This window comes from Alcanivorax sp. DP30 (genome assembly GCF_009882945.1).
In the GTDB taxonomy this organism is placed as follows: Bacteria; Pseudomonadota; Gammaproteobacteria; order Pseudomonadales; family Alcanivoracaceae; genus Alcanivorax.
Genome location: NZ_WTUY01000003.1, coordinates 394,448 through 414,898, shown reverse-complemented (window position 1 = coordinate 414,898; position 20,451 = coordinate 394,448). Strand labels below are relative to the sequence as shown.

At 59.9% G+C, this 20,451-nt stretch carries 19 protein-coding genes and 1 other RNA gene; 16 read left to right on the top strand and 4 right to left on the bottom strand.

The window, feature by feature from the left end; genetic code table 11:
* Window positions 1-337 precede the first annotated feature (337 nt).
* From GQF00_RS06205 to GQF00_RS06190, 4 genes are read right to left on the bottom strand one after another with little or no spacing between them, the layout of a single operon-like run.
* Complete coding sequence (locus tag GQF00_RS06205; protein WP_161318288.1) at window positions 338-916, bottom strand: BON domain-containing protein; 579 nt, start codon at window positions 914-916, stop codon at window positions 338-340.
* A gap of 6 nt (window positions 917-922) precedes the next feature.
* The gene (locus GQF00_RS06200) at window positions 923-1,510 is read right to left on the bottom strand and encodes a phosphoheptose isomerase (RefSeq protein ID WP_161318287.1); all 588 of its coding nucleotides are present in this window, start codon (window positions 1,508-1,510) and stop codon (window positions 923-925) included.
* A gap of 42 nt (window positions 1,511-1,552) precedes the next feature.
* Window positions 1,553-1,930 carry a YraN family protein gene (locus tag GQF00_RS06195; RefSeq protein ID WP_161318286.1) on the bottom strand — a complete coding sequence of 126 codons (378 nt, stop codon included), beginning with the start codon at window positions 1,928-1,930 and terminating at the stop codon, window positions 1,553-1,555.
* Window positions 1,908-3,797 (bottom strand): penicillin-binding protein activator, encoded by a 1,890-nt coding sequence (locus GQF00_RS06190; RefSeq protein WP_161318285.1) that lies wholly within the window; start codon window positions 3,795-3,797, stop codon window positions 1,908-1,910. The genes GQF00_RS06195 and GQF00_RS06190 overlap by 23 nt, the downstream gene beginning before the upstream one ends.
* A 92-nt stretch (window positions 3,798-3,889) precedes the next feature.
* Between GQF00_RS06190 and rsmI the strand changes: the two genes are divergently transcribed.
* From rsmI to GQF00_RS06110, 16 genes are all read left to right on the top strand, one after another.
* Window positions 3,890-4,720 carry a 16S rRNA (cytidine(1402)-2'-O)-methyltransferase gene (rsmI, locus tag GQF00_RS06185; protein WP_161318284.1) on the top strand — a complete coding sequence of 277 codons (831 nt, stop codon included), beginning with the start codon at window positions 3,890-3,892 and terminating at the stop codon, window positions 4,718-4,720.
* A gap of 163 nt (window positions 4,721-4,883) precedes the next feature.
* An RNA gene (gene rnpB / locus GQF00_RS06180) (RNase P RNA component class A) lies at window positions 4,884-5,261 on the top strand.
* 94 nt (window positions 5,262-5,355) lie between these two features.
* A complete protein-coding gene (locus GQF00_RS06175; protein ID WP_161318283.1) occupies window positions 5,356-6,138 on the top strand; it encodes an MBL fold metallo-hydrolase in 783 nt (260 codons plus the stop codon).
* Window positions 6,139-6,486: 348 nt separating this feature from the next.
* The gene (mraZ, locus tag GQF00_RS06170; protein ID WP_161318282.1) at window positions 6,487-6,927 is read left to right on the top strand and encodes a division/cell wall cluster transcriptional repressor MraZ; all 441 of its coding nucleotides are present in this window, start codon (window positions 6,487-6,489) and stop codon (window positions 6,925-6,927) included.
* Window positions 6,927-7,865, top strand: a complete 939-nt coding sequence (gene rsmH / locus GQF00_RS06165) for a 16S rRNA (cytosine(1402)-N(4))-methyltransferase RsmH (RefSeq protein WP_161318281.1) — start codon at window positions 6,927-6,929, stop codon at window positions 7,863-7,865. The genes mraZ and rsmH overlap by 1 nt, the downstream gene beginning before the upstream one ends.
* A complete protein-coding gene (gene ftsL / locus GQF00_RS06160; RefSeq protein WP_161318280.1) occupies window positions 7,862-8,128 on the top strand; it encodes a cell division protein FtsL in 267 nt (88 codons plus the stop codon). The genes rsmH and ftsL overlap by 4 nt, the downstream gene beginning before the upstream one ends.
* Window positions 8,125-9,846 (top strand): penicillin-binding protein 2, encoded by a 1,722-nt coding sequence (locus GQF00_RS06155; protein WP_161318279.1) that lies wholly within the window; start codon window positions 8,125-8,127, stop codon window positions 9,844-9,846. The genes ftsL and GQF00_RS06155 overlap by 4 nt, the downstream gene beginning before the upstream one ends.
* Window positions 9,843-11,330 (top strand): UDP-N-acetylmuramoyl-L-alanyl-D-glutamate--2,6-diaminopimelate ligase, encoded by a 1,488-nt coding sequence (locus GQF00_RS06150; protein WP_161318278.1) that lies wholly within the window; start codon window positions 9,843-9,845, stop codon window positions 11,328-11,330. Before GQF00_RS06155 ends, GQF00_RS06150 begins: the two co-directional genes overlap by 4 nt.
* On the top strand, window positions 11,327-12,685 hold the full coding sequence (gene murF / locus GQF00_RS06145; protein ID WP_161318277.1) for a UDP-N-acetylmuramoyl-tripeptide--D-alanyl-D-alanine ligase: 1,359 nt from the start codon (window positions 11,327-11,329) through the stop codon (window positions 12,683-12,685). The genes GQF00_RS06150 and murF overlap by 4 nt, the downstream gene beginning before the upstream one ends.
* Window positions 12,685-13,767 (top strand): phospho-N-acetylmuramoyl-pentapeptide-transferase, encoded by a 1,083-nt coding sequence (mraY, locus tag GQF00_RS06140; RefSeq protein WP_161318276.1) that lies wholly within the window; start codon window positions 12,685-12,687, stop codon window positions 13,765-13,767. Before murF ends, mraY begins: the two co-directional genes overlap by 1 nt.
* A 15-nt stretch (window positions 13,768-13,782) precedes the next feature.
* A complete protein-coding gene (gene murD / locus GQF00_RS06135) occupies window positions 13,783-15,108 on the top strand; it encodes a UDP-N-acetylmuramoyl-L-alanine--D-glutamate ligase (RefSeq protein WP_161318275.1) in 1,326 nt (441 codons plus the stop codon).
* A complete protein-coding gene (gene ftsW, locus GQF00_RS06130) occupies window positions 15,101-16,258 on the top strand; it encodes a putative lipid II flippase FtsW (protein ID WP_161318274.1) in 1,158 nt (385 codons plus the stop codon). The genes murD and ftsW overlap by 8 nt, the downstream gene beginning before the upstream one ends.
* Window positions 16,255-17,325, top strand: a complete 1,071-nt coding sequence (murG, locus tag GQF00_RS06125) for an undecaprenyldiphospho-muramoylpentapeptide beta-N-acetylglucosaminyltransferase (RefSeq protein WP_161318273.1) — start codon at window positions 16,255-16,257, stop codon at window positions 17,323-17,325. The genes ftsW and murG overlap by 4 nt, the downstream gene beginning before the upstream one ends.
* Entirely contained in the window at window positions 17,315-18,745 is a 1,431-nt protein-coding gene (murC, locus tag GQF00_RS06120) for a UDP-N-acetylmuramate--L-alanine ligase (protein WP_161318272.1), read from the top strand. Before murG ends, murC begins: the two co-directional genes overlap by 11 nt.
* Window positions 18,738-19,676: a D-alanine--D-alanine ligase gene (locus tag GQF00_RS06115; RefSeq protein WP_161318271.1), complete on the top strand. Its 939-nt coding sequence runs from the start codon at window positions 18,738-18,740 to the stop codon at window positions 19,674-19,676. The genes murC and GQF00_RS06115 overlap by 8 nt, the downstream gene beginning before the upstream one ends.
* A complete protein-coding gene (locus tag GQF00_RS06110; protein ID WP_161318270.1) occupies window positions 19,669-20,451 on the top strand; it encodes a cell division protein FtsQ/DivIB in 783 nt (260 codons plus the stop codon). Before GQF00_RS06115 ends, GQF00_RS06110 begins: the two co-directional genes overlap by 8 nt.

Genomic DNA, 20,451 nt, shown 5'->3' with positions numbered 1-20,451 from the left:
AGCTACAAGCTACAAGCTACAAGCTACAAGCTACAAGCTACAAGCTACAAGCTACAAGCTACAAGCTACAAGCTACAAGCTACGCTTGGATTGGACGCCCCCAAAAGTTCCCCAATTTCTCTGCTTTTCTACGAAGCCGCTGTAGGAGCCTGCAGGCAGGCTCCTGCAGAGTGGCGCAAGCGCTATTTCTAGGCGCTGGCGTCATCAGGTGGGACCAGCGCGCAGCGAATAACCCATACTTGCAGGGCAAACTGGGCGACAGCGAGAGCGGTTTTGCAGCCACAAAAAAGCCCGCTCGGTAAGCGGGCTTTTTTGTGTTGCCTGATGCGCGAAGTTCCTAATCGATATACTCGATGATCTTCACGATCTTCTGCACCCCATACACCTTCTGCGCCTGCTCGACTACCGCATCCGCTTCAGCATGGGTGAGCAGCCCCATCAGATAAACCACGCCATTTTCTGTGACGACCTTGGTGCGATTGCCGGGGGCGTCGCCGTTAACGAACAGGCGGCTTTTTACCTTGCTGGTAAGCCAGGTGTCGTTGGTGCGGGCCAGAAAGGAGCTGCCGCCGGCTACCGCGATTTCATTGTGCACGTTGCGCACGTGGCGGACCTGGGAGGCGATGTTGCCGGCCTGGCTTTTCAGGTCTTCAGTCGCGACCTGGCCCGCCAGTAGCACATTACCGTTAAAACTGACGACAATGATGCGCGACTGATCCAGTTCTTCACTGGCCCGGGCAATATTGATGCGGGCCTTGCGCTCGATGCTGCCGTCTTCCCAGAAGGCTCCAAAGGTGCGTGAGCCGCGATCCTGGTCGGTGGGCTGGTCAGACATTCCCTTGGTGAGAGAAACGCAGCCGGACAGGGTCAGACAGGCCGCAAGCAGACTGAAGAGCAATGCAGTGGGGGTTCGCATGGTGGCTTACTGGCCTCCGAACAATTGCTGGTCAATATGGTCACAGAGCGCGTGGATCACCAGCAGGTGAACTTCCTGGATGCGCGCGGTAGAGGTGGCCGGTACACGAATCTCGATGTCTTCGGGGCCGTACAGGTTAACCATCTCGCCGCCTTCCTTGCCAGTCATTGCGACCACGCGCATTTCCCTGTCATGGGCTGCCTGGATGGCCTGAATCACGTTGGCAGAATTGCCGCTGGTGGAGATGGCGAGAAGGATGTCGCCGCTACCACCCAGTGCGCGAACCTGCTTGGAGAAAATCTCGTTGTAGCTGTAGTCGTTGGCAATGGAAGTCAGCGTGGACGAGTCCGTGGTCAGGGCGATGGCGGGGAGGGCCGGGCGCTCCATCTCGAAACGGTTAAGCAGTTCCGAGGAAAAGTGCTGGGCATCCCCGGCGGAGCCGCCATTGCCACAGGTGAGGATCTTGCCGCCATTTAGCAGACATTCGACCATGGCCTGGCCGGCGGCCTCGATAACGCTGGGCAGGACTTCGCCGGCCTTGGCCTTGGTTTCAATGCTTTCGGCAAACAGTTGCCGGATTCGGTCCACGCTCATAAATACCTCGACTGGTCTTGTCTCTGATGCAGTGACTACAGCTTATTCGCTGTAGAACGCATTTTGTATCCATTGATAACTGACAGAACCGCTATTGTCCGGTTCCATGCCAATAACATCAAAGCGGCAGGGGCGCTGTTGATGTATGGGGTGTTTGGCCAGGAAGTGCCTGGCGGCCTGTATCAGGCGGCGTTGCTTGTGGTGGTCCACCGACGCCAGTGCGCCACCGTGGCTTTGTGTCTTGCGCCAGCGCACTTCAACAAATACCAGGCTATCCTGATCCAGCATGACCAGATCAATCTCGCCCTGTCGGCAGCGGTAATTGCGGGTGACCAGGCTCAGACCTTGCTGCTCGAGCCATTGCTCGGCAGCGGCCTCGGCCTTGTCACCCTGCGCCTTACGGCGCGGAAGAAACGGCATTACTGCGAACAGGCAGACTGTTGACGGGGTTAGTCACCTGGGGCAGGGCTTTGGCTTCGCCACGCATGAAGATTGCCCAGTCCAGTTTGCGGACAACCTGTTGATTGCGGATCTGCAGGCGGCCGGTGGCGCCGGGCAATTCGCTGGAGGGCAGCGTGTTGAGCAGGTAGAGGCGACTTTGCAGGCGATAGGCATCAATGCCCATGGCGTAGAGACGCTCATAGCGGCCATGCCCGTCTGGCCATTGCTCGGCGGCAACCTGGTGAAGGTCGCTGTTCTGGTCGCCGATGATCCAGGGCATATCCACAAAACGGATGCCGTTGAGATCCTGATCCCGGCGAGGGTTGCTCTCGCCACTGTAAATCAGTGAAGTGGAGTACACCGGCAGATCCTTGGCGTAGTGGAAATTCAGAGCCGGTTTCACCTGGCGCCCCTGATTGGGATTGGCAATCAGGAGCAGGAAATCCATGTCCTGACGGCGGCGGGGCTGGATGTCCATGTCCAGGTTGGTAAACCGGCTCACGTCCTTGCCCCGTTGTTCACTCTGGGCAACCAGAAGCAGCTCTTCCACTGTCTGACCAATTTCGGGCCCTTCCTGATAGGCCCGTGTCACAGTGACAGTGCCCTGCAGGTTCTGCCATTCCTCCACAAAGGCCTGTGCGACGCGTTCGCCCCAGTCTCCCTGAGGGTAAAGAATGCCGGCCTGGGTGTTGCCTTCGCGGGCGCCTTGGCGGGCGATCTGGCGTGCTTCGTCTTCCGGCGCCAGGCCAAACTGGAAAAAGTTTTCCGGCACCTGATCATTTTCAATATAGTTCAGCGCCAGGGTGGTAGCGGGCAGGGTGCCCTGGGCGGCAATGGTGGCGGCTTTTTCCTTGGATAGCGGGCCAAGTACAAAGTCCGCTCCATCATTAATGGCTTGCTGGTATACGGCGAGAATGTTGTCCGGGCCGGAATCATAGAAGCGCAGCACAGGCGAAAGGCTGTTCTGCTTTTGCTGGTAATGGGCCGTCATGATGCCTTCCTGCAGGGTTTTTCCCACGTTTTGCAGGGGCCCGCTGGTGGGCAGCAGAATGGCAACCTGGCTGGGGCGATGGCTGGCGGCTTCCTTGAGTGCGTCGAGCATGGCTGGCACGTCGGAAATGGCCGGGTGAGTTCGCCATTGGGCGCTCCACTGGTCCAGTCGTGCCACCTGGGCATCAAGGTCGGCAATCGGGTCTCGATAGAGTTGTGCCAGGGTGAGCCAGCCACGCAGATCACCACTGCTGGATTGAATGGCGCTGGCCAGTTCCTGGGGCGACATCTGCATCAGCAGTTGCCAGATCATGCCGTGGTTGTAGTCCTGGTCCTGGTCGTCAAGCAGCGGGTGGGCGGCAACGCGTTGCTGCAGGCTGTCGAGCAGTTTGCCCTCCATGGCCAGGGCGTCGGCACGCAGCAGATCAAGTTGAGCCTGCTGTTCAACCGGGTATTGCAGAATCTCATCTTCATAACGGGCCAGCAGCTCAACAGCCGGTGTGGCGTTTTGCTGGCTCAGGGCTGCGCGTCCGCTGAGAAGAATCCACTGAAAGCGTTTTTCGGTGGTGAGAGAATCCGGGTTCAGGTCGCTCAGCAATTGCTCGGCATCTTCAGGGCGTTGCTTCTGCAGATACTCGGCGGCCCAGGCCAGAGTGGTATTGACAAGAAACTCCGGCGTCGCCTGGGCAGCCAGCTGCGCGCGCGCAACGGAGAGTGATTCCGGTGCCTCGTCCATGCCGGCGGATTTCTCCACGGGCAAGGATGCGGGTTGGCTGGTGCTGGTTGGGGTGGTGCTACAGCTTGCGAGTGCAAAGGTGGCGACCAGTGCAATCCAGTTTGCCTTTTTGAAATCCATGGCGAGAGGTTCGTATTACCAGAATGGAGCGGCTATTGTAGGCGCTTCGAAGTAGGGTCTCCAGCGGCCAGTCATGAGGAAGTTCGACAATTATGAACTCTGTCTTGTATGTAGTGAGTACACCCATAGGGAATCTTGATGATATTTCCCGCCGTGCAGTTTCCGTGCTGGAAAGTGTGGACTGGGTGGCGGCAGAGGATACGCGGCATAGCCAGCGTCTGCTGGATCAACTGGGGCTGCGCAAGCGGATGATCAGTTGTCATGATCATAATGAAAATCAACGCAGTGCAGAGCTGGTTGAGAGAATGAAAAATGGTGAAAAAGGTGCGCTGATCAGTGACGCCGGGACGCCATTGGTCAGCGATCCGGGCTATCGGCTGGTGCGCGCCTGTCAGGATGCTGGCGTTCAGGTGGTGCCGGTGCCGGGGGCGTCGGCGCTGCTGGCGGCATTGGCGGCGGCGGGGCAGCCCTCTGACCGGTTCCTGTTCGAAGGGTTTATTCCTTCCAGAGGGGCGCCGCGCCAGCAGGCTATTGAGCGTCTTGCAACGGCAGAGGTGACCAGCATCATCTATGAGGCGCCTCACCGAGTGCTGTCCTTTCTGGAGGCCATGCGTGAGGAGGTGTCGCCGAAGCGGGAAATTACCCTCTGCCGCGAGCTCACCAAACAATTCGAAACCATCCGCCGTGGAACCGTGGCGGAGCTGTGCGAGTGGGTAGCTGGCGACAGCAATCAGCAGCGCGGTGAACTGGTATTGATCCTTTCCCCTGCCGAGCAGACCGCCGGTTGGAGCGACAACGACCAGGCCCTGGCCAAACTGCTACTGGCCGAACTGCCCGCCTCCCGGGCAGCCAAGATCCTGGCGGCCCATACCGGGATGAAGCGACAGGCGGTGTATGCGCTTCTGGAGACAATGAATCATTAATAATGAATAGTTAATAACTCGCAAACCGGCCTGTTTGGTTCTCAGGCGAATGAGGCCGCGTCCAGCGATTGGGGGGCGGCCTCATGCGTTTCTGGTCCAGAAAAGATTCGCCGCGCAGCTATTAATTATTCACTATTAATTATTAACTGATTACACTCGCCCCCGGACCGGTCAGACAGTCGCTGGCAGCGCCTTTCTTTGAAGGGACTGCTGGAGGAAAGTCCGGGCTCCACAGGGCAGGGTGCCAGGTAACGCCTGGGGGCCTCACTGGTGACGGTGGGGCTACGGCTAGTGCCACAGAGAAGATACCGCCCGTTCCTTCTTCGGAGGGTTCAGGTAAGGGTGAAAAGGTGCGGTAAGAGCGCACCGCGCCGCTGGCAACAGCGGTGGCAGGGTAAACCCCACCCGGAGCAAGACCAAATAGGGATCCGATGGCGTGGCCCGCGCTGGATCCGGGTAGGTTGCTAGAGGTTGATGGCGACGTCAGCCCCAGATGAATGACTGTCCACGACAGAACCCGGCTTATCGACCGGTCCAACTGAATTGTTGATGGTCTTGATGTGCATCAAGTCTCCATCAGAAGAAGGGCTTAGACTGCGCTCCCCGCTAACGGATTACCTGTCGGAGAGCGCACCATGTCCCGGATCGACACCCTGTACCGTTGTGATGATCATGAAGTACTTCGCTTTGCGGATCTGGTCACCGGTGAAGGAGTGCAGGCGAATCAGTTCTGTATTCGTCATGGTCAGCGTGCAGCGCTGATCGATCCCGGTGGGGATCTCACCTTTACCCCTCTCAATATTGTGCTTAGCCGGCTGATCAAGCTGGACAATCTGGAGTACATTCTCGCTTCCCATCAGGACCCGGATATCATCGCCTCGCTGCCGCGCTGGCTGATGCATACTCCATGTCGGGTGGTGGTCAGTCGGCTGTGGGCGCGTTTCCTACCTCACCTGGCCTCCAGCTACGAGATCAGCCGTATGGGTGAGCAGTTGCAGGCGCGTATTCAAGGGGTGGGAGATCAGGGGACGGTTTTGCCCTTTGGGGATGAAGGGTTGTGGGTGCTGCCCGCGCATTTTCTCCATTCAGTGGGCAACTTCAGCTTCTATGACCCGGTCAGCCGTATCCTCTTTTCCGGTGATGTAGGGGCATCGCTGGGTGGTGAGGAGGGCGAGGTGGAAGACTTCCATGAGCACGTCAGCAGCATGTCAGGCTTTCATCGGCGTTACATGGCCAGCAACCGAGCTTGCCGTTTGTGGGCAAGCATGGTGCGCAAGCTCAATCCGGCCATGATTGTTCCGCAGCATGGTGGCTACTTTACGGGGGAGCAGGTGGGGCGCTTCCTGGCCTGGCTTGCGGATCTGGAATGTGGTGTGGACCTGCTGTCGGAGGCCGATTTCCGTCTTCCCGGGGGCTGAAGATGCTTTTGTAATAAAGATTGCCGTTAGTAATAACTAATTTGTCTAACACTTAAAGTGCTTTCTCACTAGCGCGTCCCAGCGCTCTGATTCGTCTCGAAACTCCCTCCCTTGAGCACCTCGTAATTTCATGATCTGGCGCCCCTTTGCGCGCTAACAGGCTGATTTGTCTAGATTTTCTTTTACGTTTGCAGAGTGCTGATTGCTTGACTTGGGCTTTGCTGTGGCCCTAGAGTGTCTCAATGTGGTGAAAAGTGGGAAAAAGTGGGAAATTTCGTGTGGCAGGTGTCGCAAAGTGGGCCAAGGCTCACAAACGGAGTCCCCTAACCAAGAGACCGAGGACAGCCAGTGTTTACTGGGAGCACATCACTCAATCTGGATGCCAAGGGGCGGCTTACCATGCCGACCCGGTACCGCGCTTCGTTGCTCGAAGCTTGCGGCGGCCAGCTTGTGCTTACCCGTCACCCCTTTGATGAGTGCCTGGCTCTGTATCCCATTGATGAATTCACCGAAACCGCCAACAAGCTGTCTGCCCAGCGGGACTCCAACGCTCATGTGCGTCAGCTCAAGCGTCGTTTTCTTGGTCAGGCGGTGGAAATCGAGATGGACAGCAATGGCCGTCTGCTGGTGCCGCCGGAGTTGCGTGCCGCTATTGGTCTGGAGAAACAGGCCATGTTGATCGGTCAGATGCACCGTTTTGAAATATGGACAGCCGAAAGCTGGTCAGAAGAAGACTGCACCCTGGACCCGGAAGCCTTGCCGGACAGTGTGCAGGAGCTGTCTTTCTGATGACCGACACAGGGAAGCAGTACGAGCACCTGCCAGTGTTACTGGAGGAGGTACTGGAAATGTGGTTTAGCCGTAGCGATGGCTTTTACGTGGATGGCACCTTCGGGCGAGGTGGTCATAGTCGTGCGCTGCTGGCAAAGCTGGACCCCGAAGGCTGCCTGACCGGCATCGATCGCGATCCTCTGGCTATCGCCGAAGGCGAGAAACTGGCCAGTGAGGATGGCCGTTTCCGTATCAAGGCCAGTCGTTTTGATTGTCTGCCGGAGGTTGTTGCAGAGCAGGGGCGTCCCATCGATGGGCTGTTGCTGGATCTGGGGGTGTCGTCTCCGCAGCTGGATGATGCTGGCCGTGGTTTCAGCTTCCTGCGTGATGGTCCGTTGGACATGCGCATGGATCCCACTTCCGGTGAGAGCGCGGCCGACTGGCTGGCGCGCGCGGATGAAAAAGACATTGCCGATGTGCTCTACCGCTATGGCGAGGAACGCAAGTCTCGCTGGATTGCCAAGCGCATCTGTGAAACCCGCAAGGAGCAGCCGATAACTCGCACCTTGCAGCTGGCAGACCTGATTGAATCGGTGCTGGGGCGTAATGAGACCGGCAAGCATCCGGCCACGCGAAGCTTTCAGGCGCTGCGAATACATATAAACGGGGAACTGGATGCGCTGACAGAAGTGCTGGAACAGTCCCTGGAGACGCTCGCCATCGGCGGGCGTCTCGCCATTATCAGCTTCCATTCTCTGGAAGACCGGATCGTGAAGCTGTTCATTCGCGATCATTCCGGCCGGGCTCCGAAAGGGCGCGGCGGTTTGCCGTTGGGCGATGAGTTGCCACAGCAGCTGGAACCGATTGGCAAGGCGATACGGGCCAGCAAGAGCGAACTGAAAGTGAATGTCCGTTCGCGTAGTGCGGTGTTGCGGGTGGCGGAGAAGGTGGCGTGACTGCGCCCTGGGCCATTCGAGGGCTGGTGGCGTTGATTGCGTTGTCTGCCCTGGCGGTGAGCTACAGCGTTCATGAAGCGCGTCGACTCACTGATGAGAGTCAGAAATTGCAGCAGCAGCAGACGCGTCTGGAAAGCCAGTGGAGTCAGTTGTTGCTGGAGCACAGCACCTGGGGCAGCTATGCCCGGGTGGAGCGCCTGGCAAGGGAAAAGCTGGGCATGAAGTTACCGAAAACCGATGAGCGAGTGTTGATTCGACCATGAAAAACCGGGTCCGCAAGACACGGCAACCTAACCTCCGGACACGCTGGCGCTTTGTGCTGGGGTTCTGGGCGGTGTGTGCCTGTCTGTTGGTGGTTCGGGCGGTCGATCTGCAGGTGGTTCAGCACGATTTCCTGGCGCACCAGGGCGATATTCGCAACTTGCGTGTAGAGCCGCTGGCCGCGCATCGTGGCGTGATTCGAGATCGGGCCGGCCGGCCTCTGGCCGTGAGTACCCCGGTGGTGACGCTGTGGGCAAACCCCCGTGAAGCACTGGCGCATCAGGATGCCTGGCAGCGTCTGGGCAACAATGGGGTGATCAGCCAGAAGGAATTTGCCAAGAAGGTCCGCCGCCACGAAAGCCGTGAGTTCGTCTATCTGGAACGCGGTCTGGCGCCTGAAACTGCCAGAAAAGTTCTGGATCTTGATGTGCCGGGTATTCACTCCCTCACCGAGTACCGTCGCTACTATCCGGCCGGTGAAGTGTCCAGTCATGTGGTGGGCTTTACCAACATTGATGATCAGGGGCAGGAAGGCACCGAGCTGGCCATGGATGCCCATCTTGAGGGCCACAGTGGTCGCAAGAAGGTGGTGCGTGATCTGTTGGGTCGGGTCATTCAGGACATTGAGGTGCTGGAGCCAGCAGAGCCGGGCGAAGACGTGACCCTGAGCATTGACTTGCGTCTGCAGTACCTCGCCTATCGTGAGCTGCTAGGTGCGGTGCAGAAGCACAAGGCCAAAGGCGGCAGCGCCGTGGTGGTGGATGTCCGCACCGGTGAAGTGCTGGCCATGGTTAATCAGCCGGCCTACAACCCCAACAATCGCGGCAATATGGACACGGCGTCCCTGCGCAACCGCGCGGTCACCGATCTGTTCGAGCCGGGTTCTACCATGAAACCATTCACCGTGGCAGCGGCGCTGGAAATGGGAATGGTGACCCCGTCCACTACCATCAATACCCATCCGGGCACGCTGCGGGTGGGTTCCAAGACCATTCGTGACCATCGCGACTACGGCATCATCGACATTACCACCGTGCTCACCAAGAGCTCCAACGTGGGTACCAGCAAGCTTGCCCTGGCCATGGATCAGCAGGCCCTGCCAGATTATCTGGAGCGTTTTGGTTTTGGTCAGGCCACCGGTATTTCCTTCCCGGGCGAAAGCGATGGTTTACTGCCGCTGCGCAGCAAATGGCGTGATGTGGAGCGCGCGGCCCTGTCCTATGGTTACGGTCTGAGCGTGTCTGCCGTCCAGCTGGCCCAGGCCTATGCGGTGATTGCCAATGACGGCATGAAGGTGCCACTGACACTGCGCAAGGTAGAAGGCACGCCCCGTGGCGAGCAGGTCATTGGGCAGGCAACGTCCCGCCAGCTGGTACAGATGCTGGAAACGGTGGTTAGCCGTGAGGGTACGGCCAGCCGTGCCCAGGTGCCGGGCTACCAGGTGGCAGGCAAGACCGGCACGGTACACAAGGTGGTTGCCGGCGGTTATGCCGATGACAGTTACATCGGGTTGTTTGCCGGACTGGCCCCGGCAACGGACCCCCGCATCGTCACCGTGGTGGTGATCGATGATCCTCGTGGCAAGGCCTATTACGGTGGTCTGGTCGCGGCGCCGGCGTTCTCCAATATCATGAGCGGGGTATTGCGTACCTTGCATGTGCCACCGGACCGACCGGAAGGTCTGCTGGCGGGTGCGCCGGAGACGGAGGATCGTTCATGAAGAGCCTCCAGCAACTTCTTCCTGACTTCAACCTGCCTGCCAATGTGGCAGGTATCGTCGTTTCTGGCCTGCAGCTGGACAGCCGTCGGATGGAGGCGGGACAGGCGTTTTTGGCGGTGCCCGGCGTGGCCAGCGATGGCCGCCATTTTGTCGCCCAGGCCGTAGCGGCGGGGGCGTCCGTAGTGCTTGCAGATGCAGAGAGCGAGCCGTTTTCGGTGAGTTTCCAGGGGCAGGTGCCTTGCCTGCATGTGCCGGCGCTGGCAGCCCGGGTGGGCGATGTGGCGGCGCGCTGGTTCGGTGAGCCGGCTAACAATATGGCGATGATCGGGGTCACTGGCACCAACGGCAAGACCAGTATTACCTGGTTCCTGCGTGATGCTCTGAATGCCCTCGGTCACCGCTGTGCCCTGGTGGGTACGTTGGGAGTGGGTCTCAAGGGGCAGGAACTGCAGACCGGTCATACTACGCCGGACCCGATCACCCTGCAGGCTGCGCTGGCCAGTGCCCGCGATGCGGGAGCCGATTGTGTAGCCATGGAGGTGTCTTCCCATGCGCTGGATCAAGGGCGTCTGGGCAGCAGCGTGATTGGTACTGCCGTGTTCAGTAACCTGAGCCGCGATCACCTGGACTATCACGGTGACATGGAGTCCTACCTGGCGGCCAAATCCGTGCTGTTTACCCGCGACGGGGTGCGGTTGGCGGTGATCAATTGTGACGACCATGCCTCCAGCTCCCTGTTGAGCTGTATTGCTGATGGCGTGCGCTGCGTGACCTTTGGTGGTCAGGAAGGCGCCACCGTCCGCTGCGAGACGGTGGCTTACGATTCATTGGGCATGCGCGCCACCCTGAATGTGGCTGGCGAAACCGTAACGGTGTCGCTGCCGCTCTTCGGTCCGTTCAATCTCAGCAACCTGATGGCAGTGGCGGCCATTCTGCACGGCCAGGGCGTTGATACGGCGGCATTGGGCAAGGCGTTGGCCGCGGTGACTCCGGTGCCGGGTCGTATGGAACCGGTAAGAGCTGAACAGGGTCCCACCGTGATCGTGGATTATGCCCACACCCCGGATGGCCTGGAAAAGGCCCTGCAGGCCTGCCGTGCCCATTTCGAAGGCAGGCTGCACTGCATTATCGGCTGTGGGGGCGACCGTGATACCGGCAAGCGCCCCTTGATGGCCCGGGCCGCTGAGCAGCTTGCCGATAAGGTAGTCCTGACCAGTGACAACCCGCGTGGCGAAAACCCGCAAATCATTATTGAGCAGATGCAGTCCGGGCTGACCAACCCTGACCAGACAGTGGCCATTGTTGAGCGTGCCGAGGCGGTGGCGGAAACCGTGCGTCGTGCGGCGGCAGGCGATGTGATTCTGCTGGCCGGAAAAGGCCATGAGGATTACCAGGATATCAACGGTGTGCGTTATCCCAGTGATGATCGCGACCTGGCCCGTCAGGCACTGGCGGCACTGTCAACCATGGAGGACGCGCAATGATGTGGCTGTCCCAGGTTGCCCAGTGGACCGGCGGCGTGCTGGTGGGTGAAGACGTGCAGATCAGCGCGGTGGTTACCGATACCCGCGCCATGAAGCCGGGATGTCTGTTCGTGGCGCTCAAGGGTGAACGTTTCGACGCGCATGATTTTCTCGCTCAAGCCAGGGCAGATGGTGCGGTAGCGGCACTGGTGGATCGTGATCAGGATGCGTTTGCCAGTGCGGTCAAGGTCGCCGATACCCGTCAGGGGCTGGGCAAACTGGCCAGCGGTTATGCCGATCAGTTTACTGCCGAGCGCATGGCCGTTACCGGCAACGCCGGCAAGACTACGGTGAAGGAAATGGCCGCAGCCATGCTGGGCGCTGACACTCTGGCCACCGCCGGCAACTTCAACAACGACATTGGTGTGCCGCTGACGCTGCTGCGCCTGAACGCCGAACATCGTCATGCGGTGATCGAGCTGGGTGCCAATGCGCCGGGTGAAATCGCCTGGACCAGCGCGCTGGCCAAACCCCGCGTCGTGCTGGTGACCAATGTGACCGGAGCGCATCTGGAAGGCTTTGGCTCCATGCAGGGTATCGCCAACGCCAAAGCGGAAATTTTTGGCGGTTGCCAGCCCGGAGGGCAGGCAATCATCAATGGTGATGACAGCTTCGCTGCGTTCTTTGCCGGTGAAGCCGAAAAGGCAGGTCTGAAGGTAATCCGAATCAGCGTCCGGGAGCAGGCGGATCTGTACGCGGAGAAGATTGTCCTGCAGCAGGACAAGGTGAGCTTCGTGCTGCAGCCACTCGGGCACACTGTCACCGTGCCGCTGGCCGGTGCCCATCAGGTCAGCAATGCGTTGATGGCCATTGCTGCCGTACAGGCGTTGGGACTGGATCTGAAGGATGCGCTGCCGCGACTGGCCAACCTCAAGCCAGTGCCTGGTCGCATGAATCTGCACAGAGTGAAGCAGGGGTTGCTGGTGGATGACACCTACAATGCCAACCCCGGCTCGGTACGGGTCGCCATCGACTGGCTGTCTGCCCAGCCTGCCCCACGCATGCTGGTGCTGGGTGCCATGGGCGAACTGGGGCCGCAGGCGGACAGCCTGGTGCAGGAACTGGGCGATTACGCCCGCGAAAAGAATCTGGAACATCTGGTGGCCATGCGCGGTGCGCAGACGGCGGCCAGCGGCTTTGGCGATCAGGCAAGGATCGCTGACGACCATCAACAGGCGGTGGATTGGAGTGCCCAGGTGTTGCAAGACGGCGGCACCGTGTTGGTGAAAGGTTCGCGCACGGCCGGTATGGAAGCGGTGGTGAAGCGACTGACACAGGGCGATAGCCCACAGACACAGAATGAGGGGGCTCACTAATGTTGCTCTGGCTGGCCGACTACCTGGCGCAATTCCACAGCGGGTTTCTGGTTTTCCAGTACATCACCCTGCGCGGCATTCTCAGCGTACTGACGGCGTTGTTCATTGCCTTCTGGGTGGGCCCGATCATGATCCGCATGTTGCAGGAAAAGCAGGTGGGGCAGGCCATTCGTGATGATGGTCCGAAGAGTCATCTCAGCAAGGCGGGTACGCCGACCATGGGTGGCGCACTGATCCTGGTTGCCATTGTGATTTCCACCTTGCTGTGGGCAGATCTTGGCAATCGTTTTGTGTGGATCACCCTTGGCGTGCTGTTCATCTTTGGCGCCGTGGGCTGGGTCGACGACTGGCGCAAGGTGGTAGAAAAGAACCCCCGTGGCCTGCCGGCGAAATGGAAGTATCTGTGGCTGTCCGTGGGCTCATTCGGCGCAGCGTTTGCCTTGTTCTTTACCGCGCAAAGTCCTGCAGAAACCCAGTTGATCGTCCCGTTCTTCAAGAGTGTGGCCATCAACATGGGCTGGTTCTACATCGTGCTCACTTATTTCGTGATTAACGGCACCAGCAACGCGGTGAATCTCACCGATGGCCTTGATGGGCTGGCGATCATGCCCACGGTTCTGGTGGGGGGCGCACTGGGTATCTTTGCTTATGCCGGTGGCCATACAGAATTCGCTACCTATCTGCAGATCCCTTACGTGGCGGGGGCGGGTGAGCTGGTCATCATTTCCGCCGCCCTGTGTGGTGCCGGTCTCGGTTTCCTGTGGTTTAACGCCTATCCAGCCCAGGTGTTCATGGGTGATGTGGGTGCGCTGGCGCTGGGAGCGGTGCTGGGCGTGATGGCCGTGATCGTCCGCCAGGAAATCGTGCTGTTCATCATGGGTGGTGTGTTCGTGATGGAGACAGTGTCGGTGATGCTGCAGGTGGGCTCCTTCAAGCTCACTGGCCGGCGTATTTTCCGCATGGCCCCGATTCACCACCACTTTGAACTGAAAGGCTGGCCGGAACCGAAGATCATCGTTCGGTTCTGGATCATTACCGTGATTCTTGTACTGGTGGGTCTGGCGACCCTGAAGATTCGATAAGGAACTGACTCGAGCATGGCGAAAGACGGCTTCGATCTGGTTATTGGCCTGGGTGTCACCGGGCGTTCCGTGATCCGTTACCTGACGGATCAGGGGATGCCTGTGCGTGCGCTGGATACCCGTGCCGAGCCGGCCGGTCTGGAGGCCCTGCAGGCCGAGTTTCCCGGGGTGAAGATTCACACTGGCGGCTTCAAGGCCGGCTGGATGAAGAAAGCCTCCCGCCTGATCGTCAGTCCCGGTGTGGCGGTAGCGACGCCTGCCATTGCCGAGCAGATTGTGGACGGCAAGGAAGTGATCGGGGATGTGGAGCTGTTTGCCCGCGCGGCCAGCGAGCCACTGGTAGCCATTACCGGCTCCAACGCCAAGAGTACCGTTACCACTCTGCTGGGCCAGGTGGCCGACGCCTGCGGCATGAACCCGGGTATCGGTGGCAACCTGGGCGTGCCGGCACTGGATCTGCTTAACGATGATGCGCGTCTCTATGCGCTTGAACTGTCCAGCTTCCAGCTGGAAACCACCTACAGCCTGAGTGCTGACGTGGCCACTATCTTGAACGTGTCCCAGGACCATCTGGATCGTTACGCCAGCTTTGCCGACTATCTGGCGGCCAAACAGCGCATCTATGACGGCTGCCATGTGGCGGTGTGGAACCGTGATGACCTTGCTACCCGTCCACCGGAATCCGTGCCGCGCCAGGTGACGTTTGGCGCTCATCCGGAAGCGGATTACCGTCTGGACAGTGATAATGGCGTGCTGTTGTGCCGCGGTGAAAAACTGCTGGGACTGGATGAGCTGGCGCTCACCGGTCATCACAACGCCCTGAATATTCTCGCGGTGCTGGCCATCAGCGATGCGCTGGCCCTCAATCGTGACAAGGCGTTGGCCACGGTCAAGGCGTTCACCGGTCTTGCCCATCGCTGTCAGCTGGTGGCGGATGCTGGAGGTGTGCGCTGGTTCAATGATTCCAAGGCCACCAATGTGGGCGCCACGCTGGCGGCCATGACGGGTATTGGCGAGTCCATTGAGGGCAAGGTGATTCTGATTGCCGGTGGTCAGGGCAAAGGGCAGGACTTTTCGCCGTTGGCGGAACCCGCACGTCAGTATTTGCGCGCGGGCCTGTTGATGGGCGAAGACCGAGCCCTGCTGGCCCAGGGTATGTCCGCGGCGCCTTGTGAGCTGGTGGCGGACATGCAGGCTGCTGTCGAGCGGGCCTATGCCCTGGCCCAGCCTGGCGATGCGGTACTGCTGTCTCCGGCGTGCGCGTCCTTCGACATGTACAAGGGCTTTGGCGACCGGGGTGATGATTTTATTCGCCGGGTTCAGGAGGTGTGCAATGACTGAGCGCATGATCCTGAAACTGGATAGCAGCGGGGTGGACAAGCCACTGCTGTGGACCGCCATCGGTCTGGCGCTGGCTGGCCTGGTAATGGTGTCCTCTGCCAGCCTGCAGATCGCGGAAACCCGTCTGGGCGATCCGTTCTATTACGCTCTGCGTCACTGCATTTATCTGGCTCTGGGGCTGGGTGTGGGTGCCTTTGTGTACTACGCGGTGCCGTTGGCCCTGCTGGAGCGTCTGCGCTTTTTCATGCTGCCCATCGCAGTGGTGGTGCTGGTGATGGTGTTTATTCCGGGGCTGGGTCGAAGCGTTAACGGCTCCACTCGCTGGATTGCCTTGCCGGGCCTTACGATTCAGGCGTCGGAAATCGTCAAGCTGTGCTTTGTGTTGTATCTGGCCGGGTATGTGGCAGAGCGAAAGGCCGCCCTGGAAACCGAATGGAAGGCATTCCTGCTGCCGCTGGGGCTGCTTGGCGTATTGATGGTGTTGCTGCTGCTGGAACCGGATTTCGGCGCCGTGGTGGTGCTGGGTATTACCGCCATGGGCATGCTGTTCCTGTCTGGTGTGCCGACCCTGCGCTTCCTGCTGATTGGTCTGGCAGCGGTGGCGCTTGGCGCGATCGTCGCTGTTGCGGAGCCTTACCGTGTGGCGCGCTTGATGACCTTCACTGATCCCTGGGCCGACCAGTTCGGGGCCGGGTATCAGCTTACCCAAAGCCTGATTGCCTTTGGTCGCGGTCATCTCACCGGGGTGGGGCTTGGCAACAGTGTGCAGAAGTTGTTTTACCTGCCGGAAGCCCATACCGATTTCGTTTATGCGGTGATGGCCGAAGAGTTGGGTCTGCTGGGCAACATCGCATTGATCAGTGGTTTCATCCTGCTCGGCTGGCGGGTGTTCCGGCTCGGACATTCCCTGGAAGAGCGCGGTTTTCTGTACCACGCCTATCTGGTGTATGGCTGTGCTTTCGTTTTCTGCTCCCAGGCCTTTATCAACCTGGGTGTGAACATGGGCATGCTGCCCACCAAGGGTTTGACGCTGCCTTTTATCAGCTATGGCGGCTCCTCCCTGCTGATTTCTGCCGCCATGGTGGGCATGATCCTGCGCGCCGGCGCGGAGGCCGAGCAGCTCAAGGCCAGAGGGAGGGCAGCACGATGAGTACTGTCCTGATCATGGCCGGTGGTACCGGCGGCCACGTATTCCCGGCATTGGCTGTGGCGGATCAACTCCGTGAGCGCGGTTTCGACATTCTCTGGCTGGGCGCCGAGAACGGCATGGAAGGCAAGCTGGTGCGCCGTCATGGTTACAACATCGCTGAACTGTCCGTATCCCGTCTGCGGGGCGGCGGTCTCAAGCGCAAGCTCACTGCACCATTCAACCTGCTTCGCGCGGTGCTGCAGGCACGGCAATTGATCCGTGAGCACAAGCCGGTGCTGGCGGTAGGATTTGGCGGCTTCGCCAGTGGCCCAGGTGGCCTGGCGGCGCGTCTGTGCAAGGTGCCGGTGGTGGTCCATGAGCAGAATGCGGTGCCTGGCCTGACCAATCGCCTGTTGTCGAAGATGGCTGCGGTGACCCTGGAAGGGTTCGATGGGGCCTTTGGCCAGCGTGACGCCTGCTGGGTAGGCAATCCGGTGAGAACCGAAATTGCAGCCATTGATGAGCCAGCCGGCCGTTATGCCCGCCATCAAGGCGGTCTGCGGGTGCTGGTGGTCGGTGGCAGCCAGGGCGCGTTGGTGCTGAATCAGGATCTGCCTGAGCTGATGCTGGCGGTGCTGGGCAATGACATCCAGGTTCGCCATCAATGTGGTGCGGGTCGCACCGGTGAAGCGGCACCTATTTATGATGCCCTGGGGGTGAATGCCCAGGTCAGTGAGTTTATTGATGACATGGCAGAAGCCTACGGCTGGGCGGATCTGGTGATCTGTCGCGCCGGAGCGCTGACTGTGGCAGAAGTGGCGGCGGCTGGTGTCGCGGCCCTGTTTATTCCGCTACCCACCGCCGTGGATGATCACCAGACATTGAATGCCCGTTGGCTGTCAGACAAGGGTGCAGCCCTGTTGCTGCCCCAGCGGGAACTGAGCGCAGCCAGCCTGGCTGCCATTCTCAAACCGGTTGCAGAACGCGGAGCCCTTGCGCAGATGGCGCAACGGGCCCGTGAACAGGCCGTGGTCGATAGCGCCGAGCGCGCGGCCACCCTGTGTCAGGAGGTGGCCAATGGCCGATAACGACAACATCCATATTGTTCCGGAGATGCGTCGCATCCGTGGCATCCACTTTGTGGGCATTGGCGGTGTGGGTATGTGTGGCATTGCCGAAGTACTGGCTAACCAGGGTTATGCCATCAGCGGCAGTGACATCAAGGAATCCGCCGTGGTGGCGCGCCTGCGCAGCCTGGGTGTGCGTGTGGAAATCGGCCACCGCGCCGAGAATATCGACGGCGCAGATGTGGTAGTAACGTCCACAGCAGTGACCACTGAAAACGAGGAAGTGGCGGAAGCCCACGAGCGTCGCATTCCTGTGGTGCCCCGTGCCCAGATGCTGGCGGAGCTGATGCGCTTCCGGCACGGCATTGCTGTTGCCGGCACCCACGGCAAGACCACTACTACCTCCATGACCGCCGCGATCATGGCGGAAGCAGGCATGGACCCGACCTTTGTCATCGGTGGCCGACTGAACAGTGCCGGTACCAATGCGCGCCTCGGGCAGAGCCGTTATCTGGTGGCGGAAGCGGATGAGTCTGACGCCAGCTTCCTGCACCTGCAGCCCATGAGTGCCATCGTGACCAATATCGAAGCGGATCACATGCACACCTACGGCGGGGATTTTGCCCGGCTGGAAAATACCTTTATCGAGTTTCTTCACAACCTGCCGTTCTACGGGGTGGCGGTGATGTGCGTCGACGATCCGGTGGTGCGCAAGTTGTTGCCGCGGGTGAATCGTCAGGTGATCCGTTACGGCTTCAGTGAGGATGCAGACCTGCGTGCGGAGAACGTGCAGCAGCAAGGCATGACCACTAATTTTCGGGTGATCCGCAAGGAAGGGGAGCCGTTGCAAATCGCTCTCAACATGCCCGGCAAGCACAACGTATTGAATGCGCTGGCGGCCATTGCTGTGGCCTCGGATGAAGGGGCGGATGATGACGCCATCATTCGTGGCCTGAATAACTTTACCGGGGTCGGTCGCCGCTTTGATGTGCAGGGCGAGTACCACTTCGAAGGCGGTAGCGCGACCCTGGTGGATGACTACGGTCATCACCCCAGCGAAGTGGCAGTGACCATCGATGCCATCCGTGCCGGCTGGCCGGAACGTCGCCTGGCCATGCTGTTCCAACCGCACCGTTATACCCGTACCCAGGATCTCTATGAAGATTTTGTGGATGTGCTTTCCGGGGTGGATGTGTTGTTGATGCTGGAAGTCTATGGGGCCGGGGAAGATCCGATCCCCGGTGCGGATGCTCGCGCCCTGTGTCGCAGCATTCGCAAACGTGGCCGGGTTGAACCCGTCTTTGTGGATGACCCGGCCAAGCTGGCCGACATCCTCGCTACCCAGTTGCAGGACGGTGATCTGCTGGTCACCCAGGGTGCTGGCAACGTGGGTGCCATCGCCAAAGAACTGGCTGAACAGGGAGGCGCCAAGCGTGGATAAGGTGCTGCTGAAGAAGAAACTGGCCAACGTGGGCCGAGTAGCGGTACTGGCAGGCGGCAAGTCTGCCGAGCGTCCTGTGTCTCTCAAAAGTGGCGCAGCGGTTCATCAGGCCCTGCGTAACCTGGGCGTGATTGCCGAATTGGTGGATCCATCTGAGACCAGCGTTGATGCGTTGAAAGGCTTCGATGCTGCCTTTATCGCCCTGCATGGTCGCGGCGGCGAAGACGGTGTTATCCAGGGGGTGCTGGAGCACCTGGGTATTCCCTACACCGGTTCTTCGGTGATGGCGTCAGCCATCGGCATGGACAAGGTGCGCACCAAGCAATTGTGGAAGGGCGCAGGTCTGCCGACTCCGGCATTTTATGTGGCTGGCCGCAACGACACGAATCTGGGCTTTCCGCTGATGATCAAGCCGGCCCATGAGGGTTCCTCTATTGGTATGGCCAAGGCAGATAACGCGGAGCAACTGGCTCAGGCGCTGCAGGAAGCGGGCAAGTTTGATTCTGACGTACTGGTAGAAGCCTGGGTCAACGGCCCGGAATACACCGTGGCAGTGCTCGGCGACGAGGCGCTGCCGGCGATTCGACTGAAGACGCCCCATGCGTTTTATGACTTCGAGGCCAAGTACCAGTCCGACAGCACGGAGTATCTCTGTCCCGCCGGTCTGGTTGATGCGGATGAGGCGGCCATTCGTCAGTTGGCGCTTACGGCGTTCCGGGTAGCCGGTTGTCGCGGTTGGGGCCGGGTGGACGTGATGCGTGATCAGGACGGCAACTGGCAGTTGCTGGAAGTGAATACGGTACCGGGGATGACCGATCACTCCCTGGTGCCCATGGCTGCAAAAGCGACCGGCAGAAATTTTGACGTGTTGTGTGGCGAGATTTTGTTGCTGGCACTGGAGCAACGGCCAGCGGAGTTGAACGGTGGCTAAGCAGGCCGCGACGCCCCGGGGCGCCCGCCGCAAGCCGGTGAAACAAGCCGGTGTGCCATTGCGCGAGCGGCTCGCCGCCGCTGTGCCGTGGATGCTGGTGGGCAGTGTGGCCATGGTGCTGCTGCTCGGAGTGATCTACCTGCCGGCGCTGCTGGACGGGTATCCCGTCCGCAAGGTGGGCGTTGATGGCGTGACCGATGTGCGCCGCCAACAACAGATCCAGACCGCACTGGCGGCGCTGGTTCGCGATGAAAACTATTTTTCTGTGCCGCTGGAAGAAATCTATCAGCAGGCACAGGGGTTGAGCTGGGTAGAAGGTGTATCCGTACGCCGCCAGTGGCCCGATACCGTGGTGCTGACGGTCAGTGAGCGACGCCCGGTAGCAGTGTGGAACGAAACGGTGCTGATTTCCGATGGCGGCGAACCGTTCAAGGCACTGAAGCAATACGACCTGACGGGCCTGCCGCATCTGAATGGCCCGCAGCAACGGCTGGAGGAAGTCATGGGCTTCTATCACAGCATGGGCAAGATGCTGGCGGATGTGGATCTGGGCATTCGCAGCATGGACGTCAACGCACGGCTGACCGCGCGGCTGACGCTGGATAACGATATGCAACTGGTGGTCGACCGTGAGCACTACACCACCAAACTTCGCCGTTTCGTACGGCTTTATCGGGGTGTGCTGAGCACGGACAGTCGCCAGGTGACCCGCGTGGATCTGCGTTATGCAGATGGCATGGCGGTGACCTGGGGCGAGCAACAGGAGAAAGGGTGA

Bases quoted from the DNA above. Each gene is read 5' to 3' on its own strand.
- GQF00_RS06205 (WP_161318288.1), bottom strand. From the start codon at position 916: ATGCGAACCCCCACTGCATTGCTCTTCAGTCTGCTTGCGGCCTGTCTG.
- GQF00_RS06200 (WP_161318287.1), bottom strand. From the start codon at position 1,510: ATGAGCGTGGACCGAATCCGGCAACTGTTTGCCGAAAGCATTGAAACC.
- GQF00_RS06195 (WP_161318286.1), bottom strand. From the start codon at position 1,930: ATGCCGTTTCTTCCGCGCCGTAAGGCGCAGGGTGACAAGGCCGAGGCC.
- GQF00_RS06190 (WP_161318285.1), bottom strand. From the start codon at position 3,797: ATGGATTTCAAAAAGGCAAACTGGATTGCACTGGTCGCCACCTTTGCA.
- rsmI (WP_161318284.1), top strand. From the start codon at position 3,890: ATGAACTCTGTCTTGTATGTAGTGAGTACACCCATAGGGAATCTTGAT.
- GQF00_RS06175 (WP_161318283.1), top strand. From the start codon at position 5,356: ATGTCCCGGATCGACACCCTGTACCGTTGTGATGATCATGAAGTACTT.
- rsmH (WP_161318281.1), top strand. From the start codon at position 6,927: ATGACCGACACAGGGAAGCAGTACGAGCACCTGCCAGTGTTACTGGAG.
- GQF00_RS06155 (WP_161318279.1), top strand. From the start codon at position 8,125: ATGAAAAACCGGGTCCGCAAGACACGGCAACCTAACCTCCGGACACGC.
- GQF00_RS06150 (WP_161318278.1), top strand. From the start codon at position 9,843: ATGAAGAGCCTCCAGCAACTTCTTCCTGACTTCAACCTGCCTGCCAAT.
- murF (WP_161318277.1), top strand. From the start codon at position 11,327: ATGATGTGGCTGTCCCAGGTTGCCCAGTGGACCGGCGGCGTGCTGGTG.
- mraY (WP_161318276.1), top strand. From the start codon at position 12,685: ATGTTGCTCTGGCTGGCCGACTACCTGGCGCAATTCCACAGCGGGTTT.
- murD (WP_161318275.1), top strand. From the start codon at position 13,783: ATGGCGAAAGACGGCTTCGATCTGGTTATTGGCCTGGGTGTCACCGGG.
- ftsW (WP_161318274.1), top strand. From the start codon at position 15,101: ATGACTGAGCGCATGATCCTGAAACTGGATAGCAGCGGGGTGGACAAG.
- murG (WP_161318273.1), top strand. From the start codon at position 16,255: ATGAGTACTGTCCTGATCATGGCCGGTGGTACCGGCGGCCACGTATTC.
- murC (WP_161318272.1), top strand. From the start codon at position 17,315: ATGGCCGATAACGACAACATCCATATTGTTCCGGAGATGCGTCGCATC.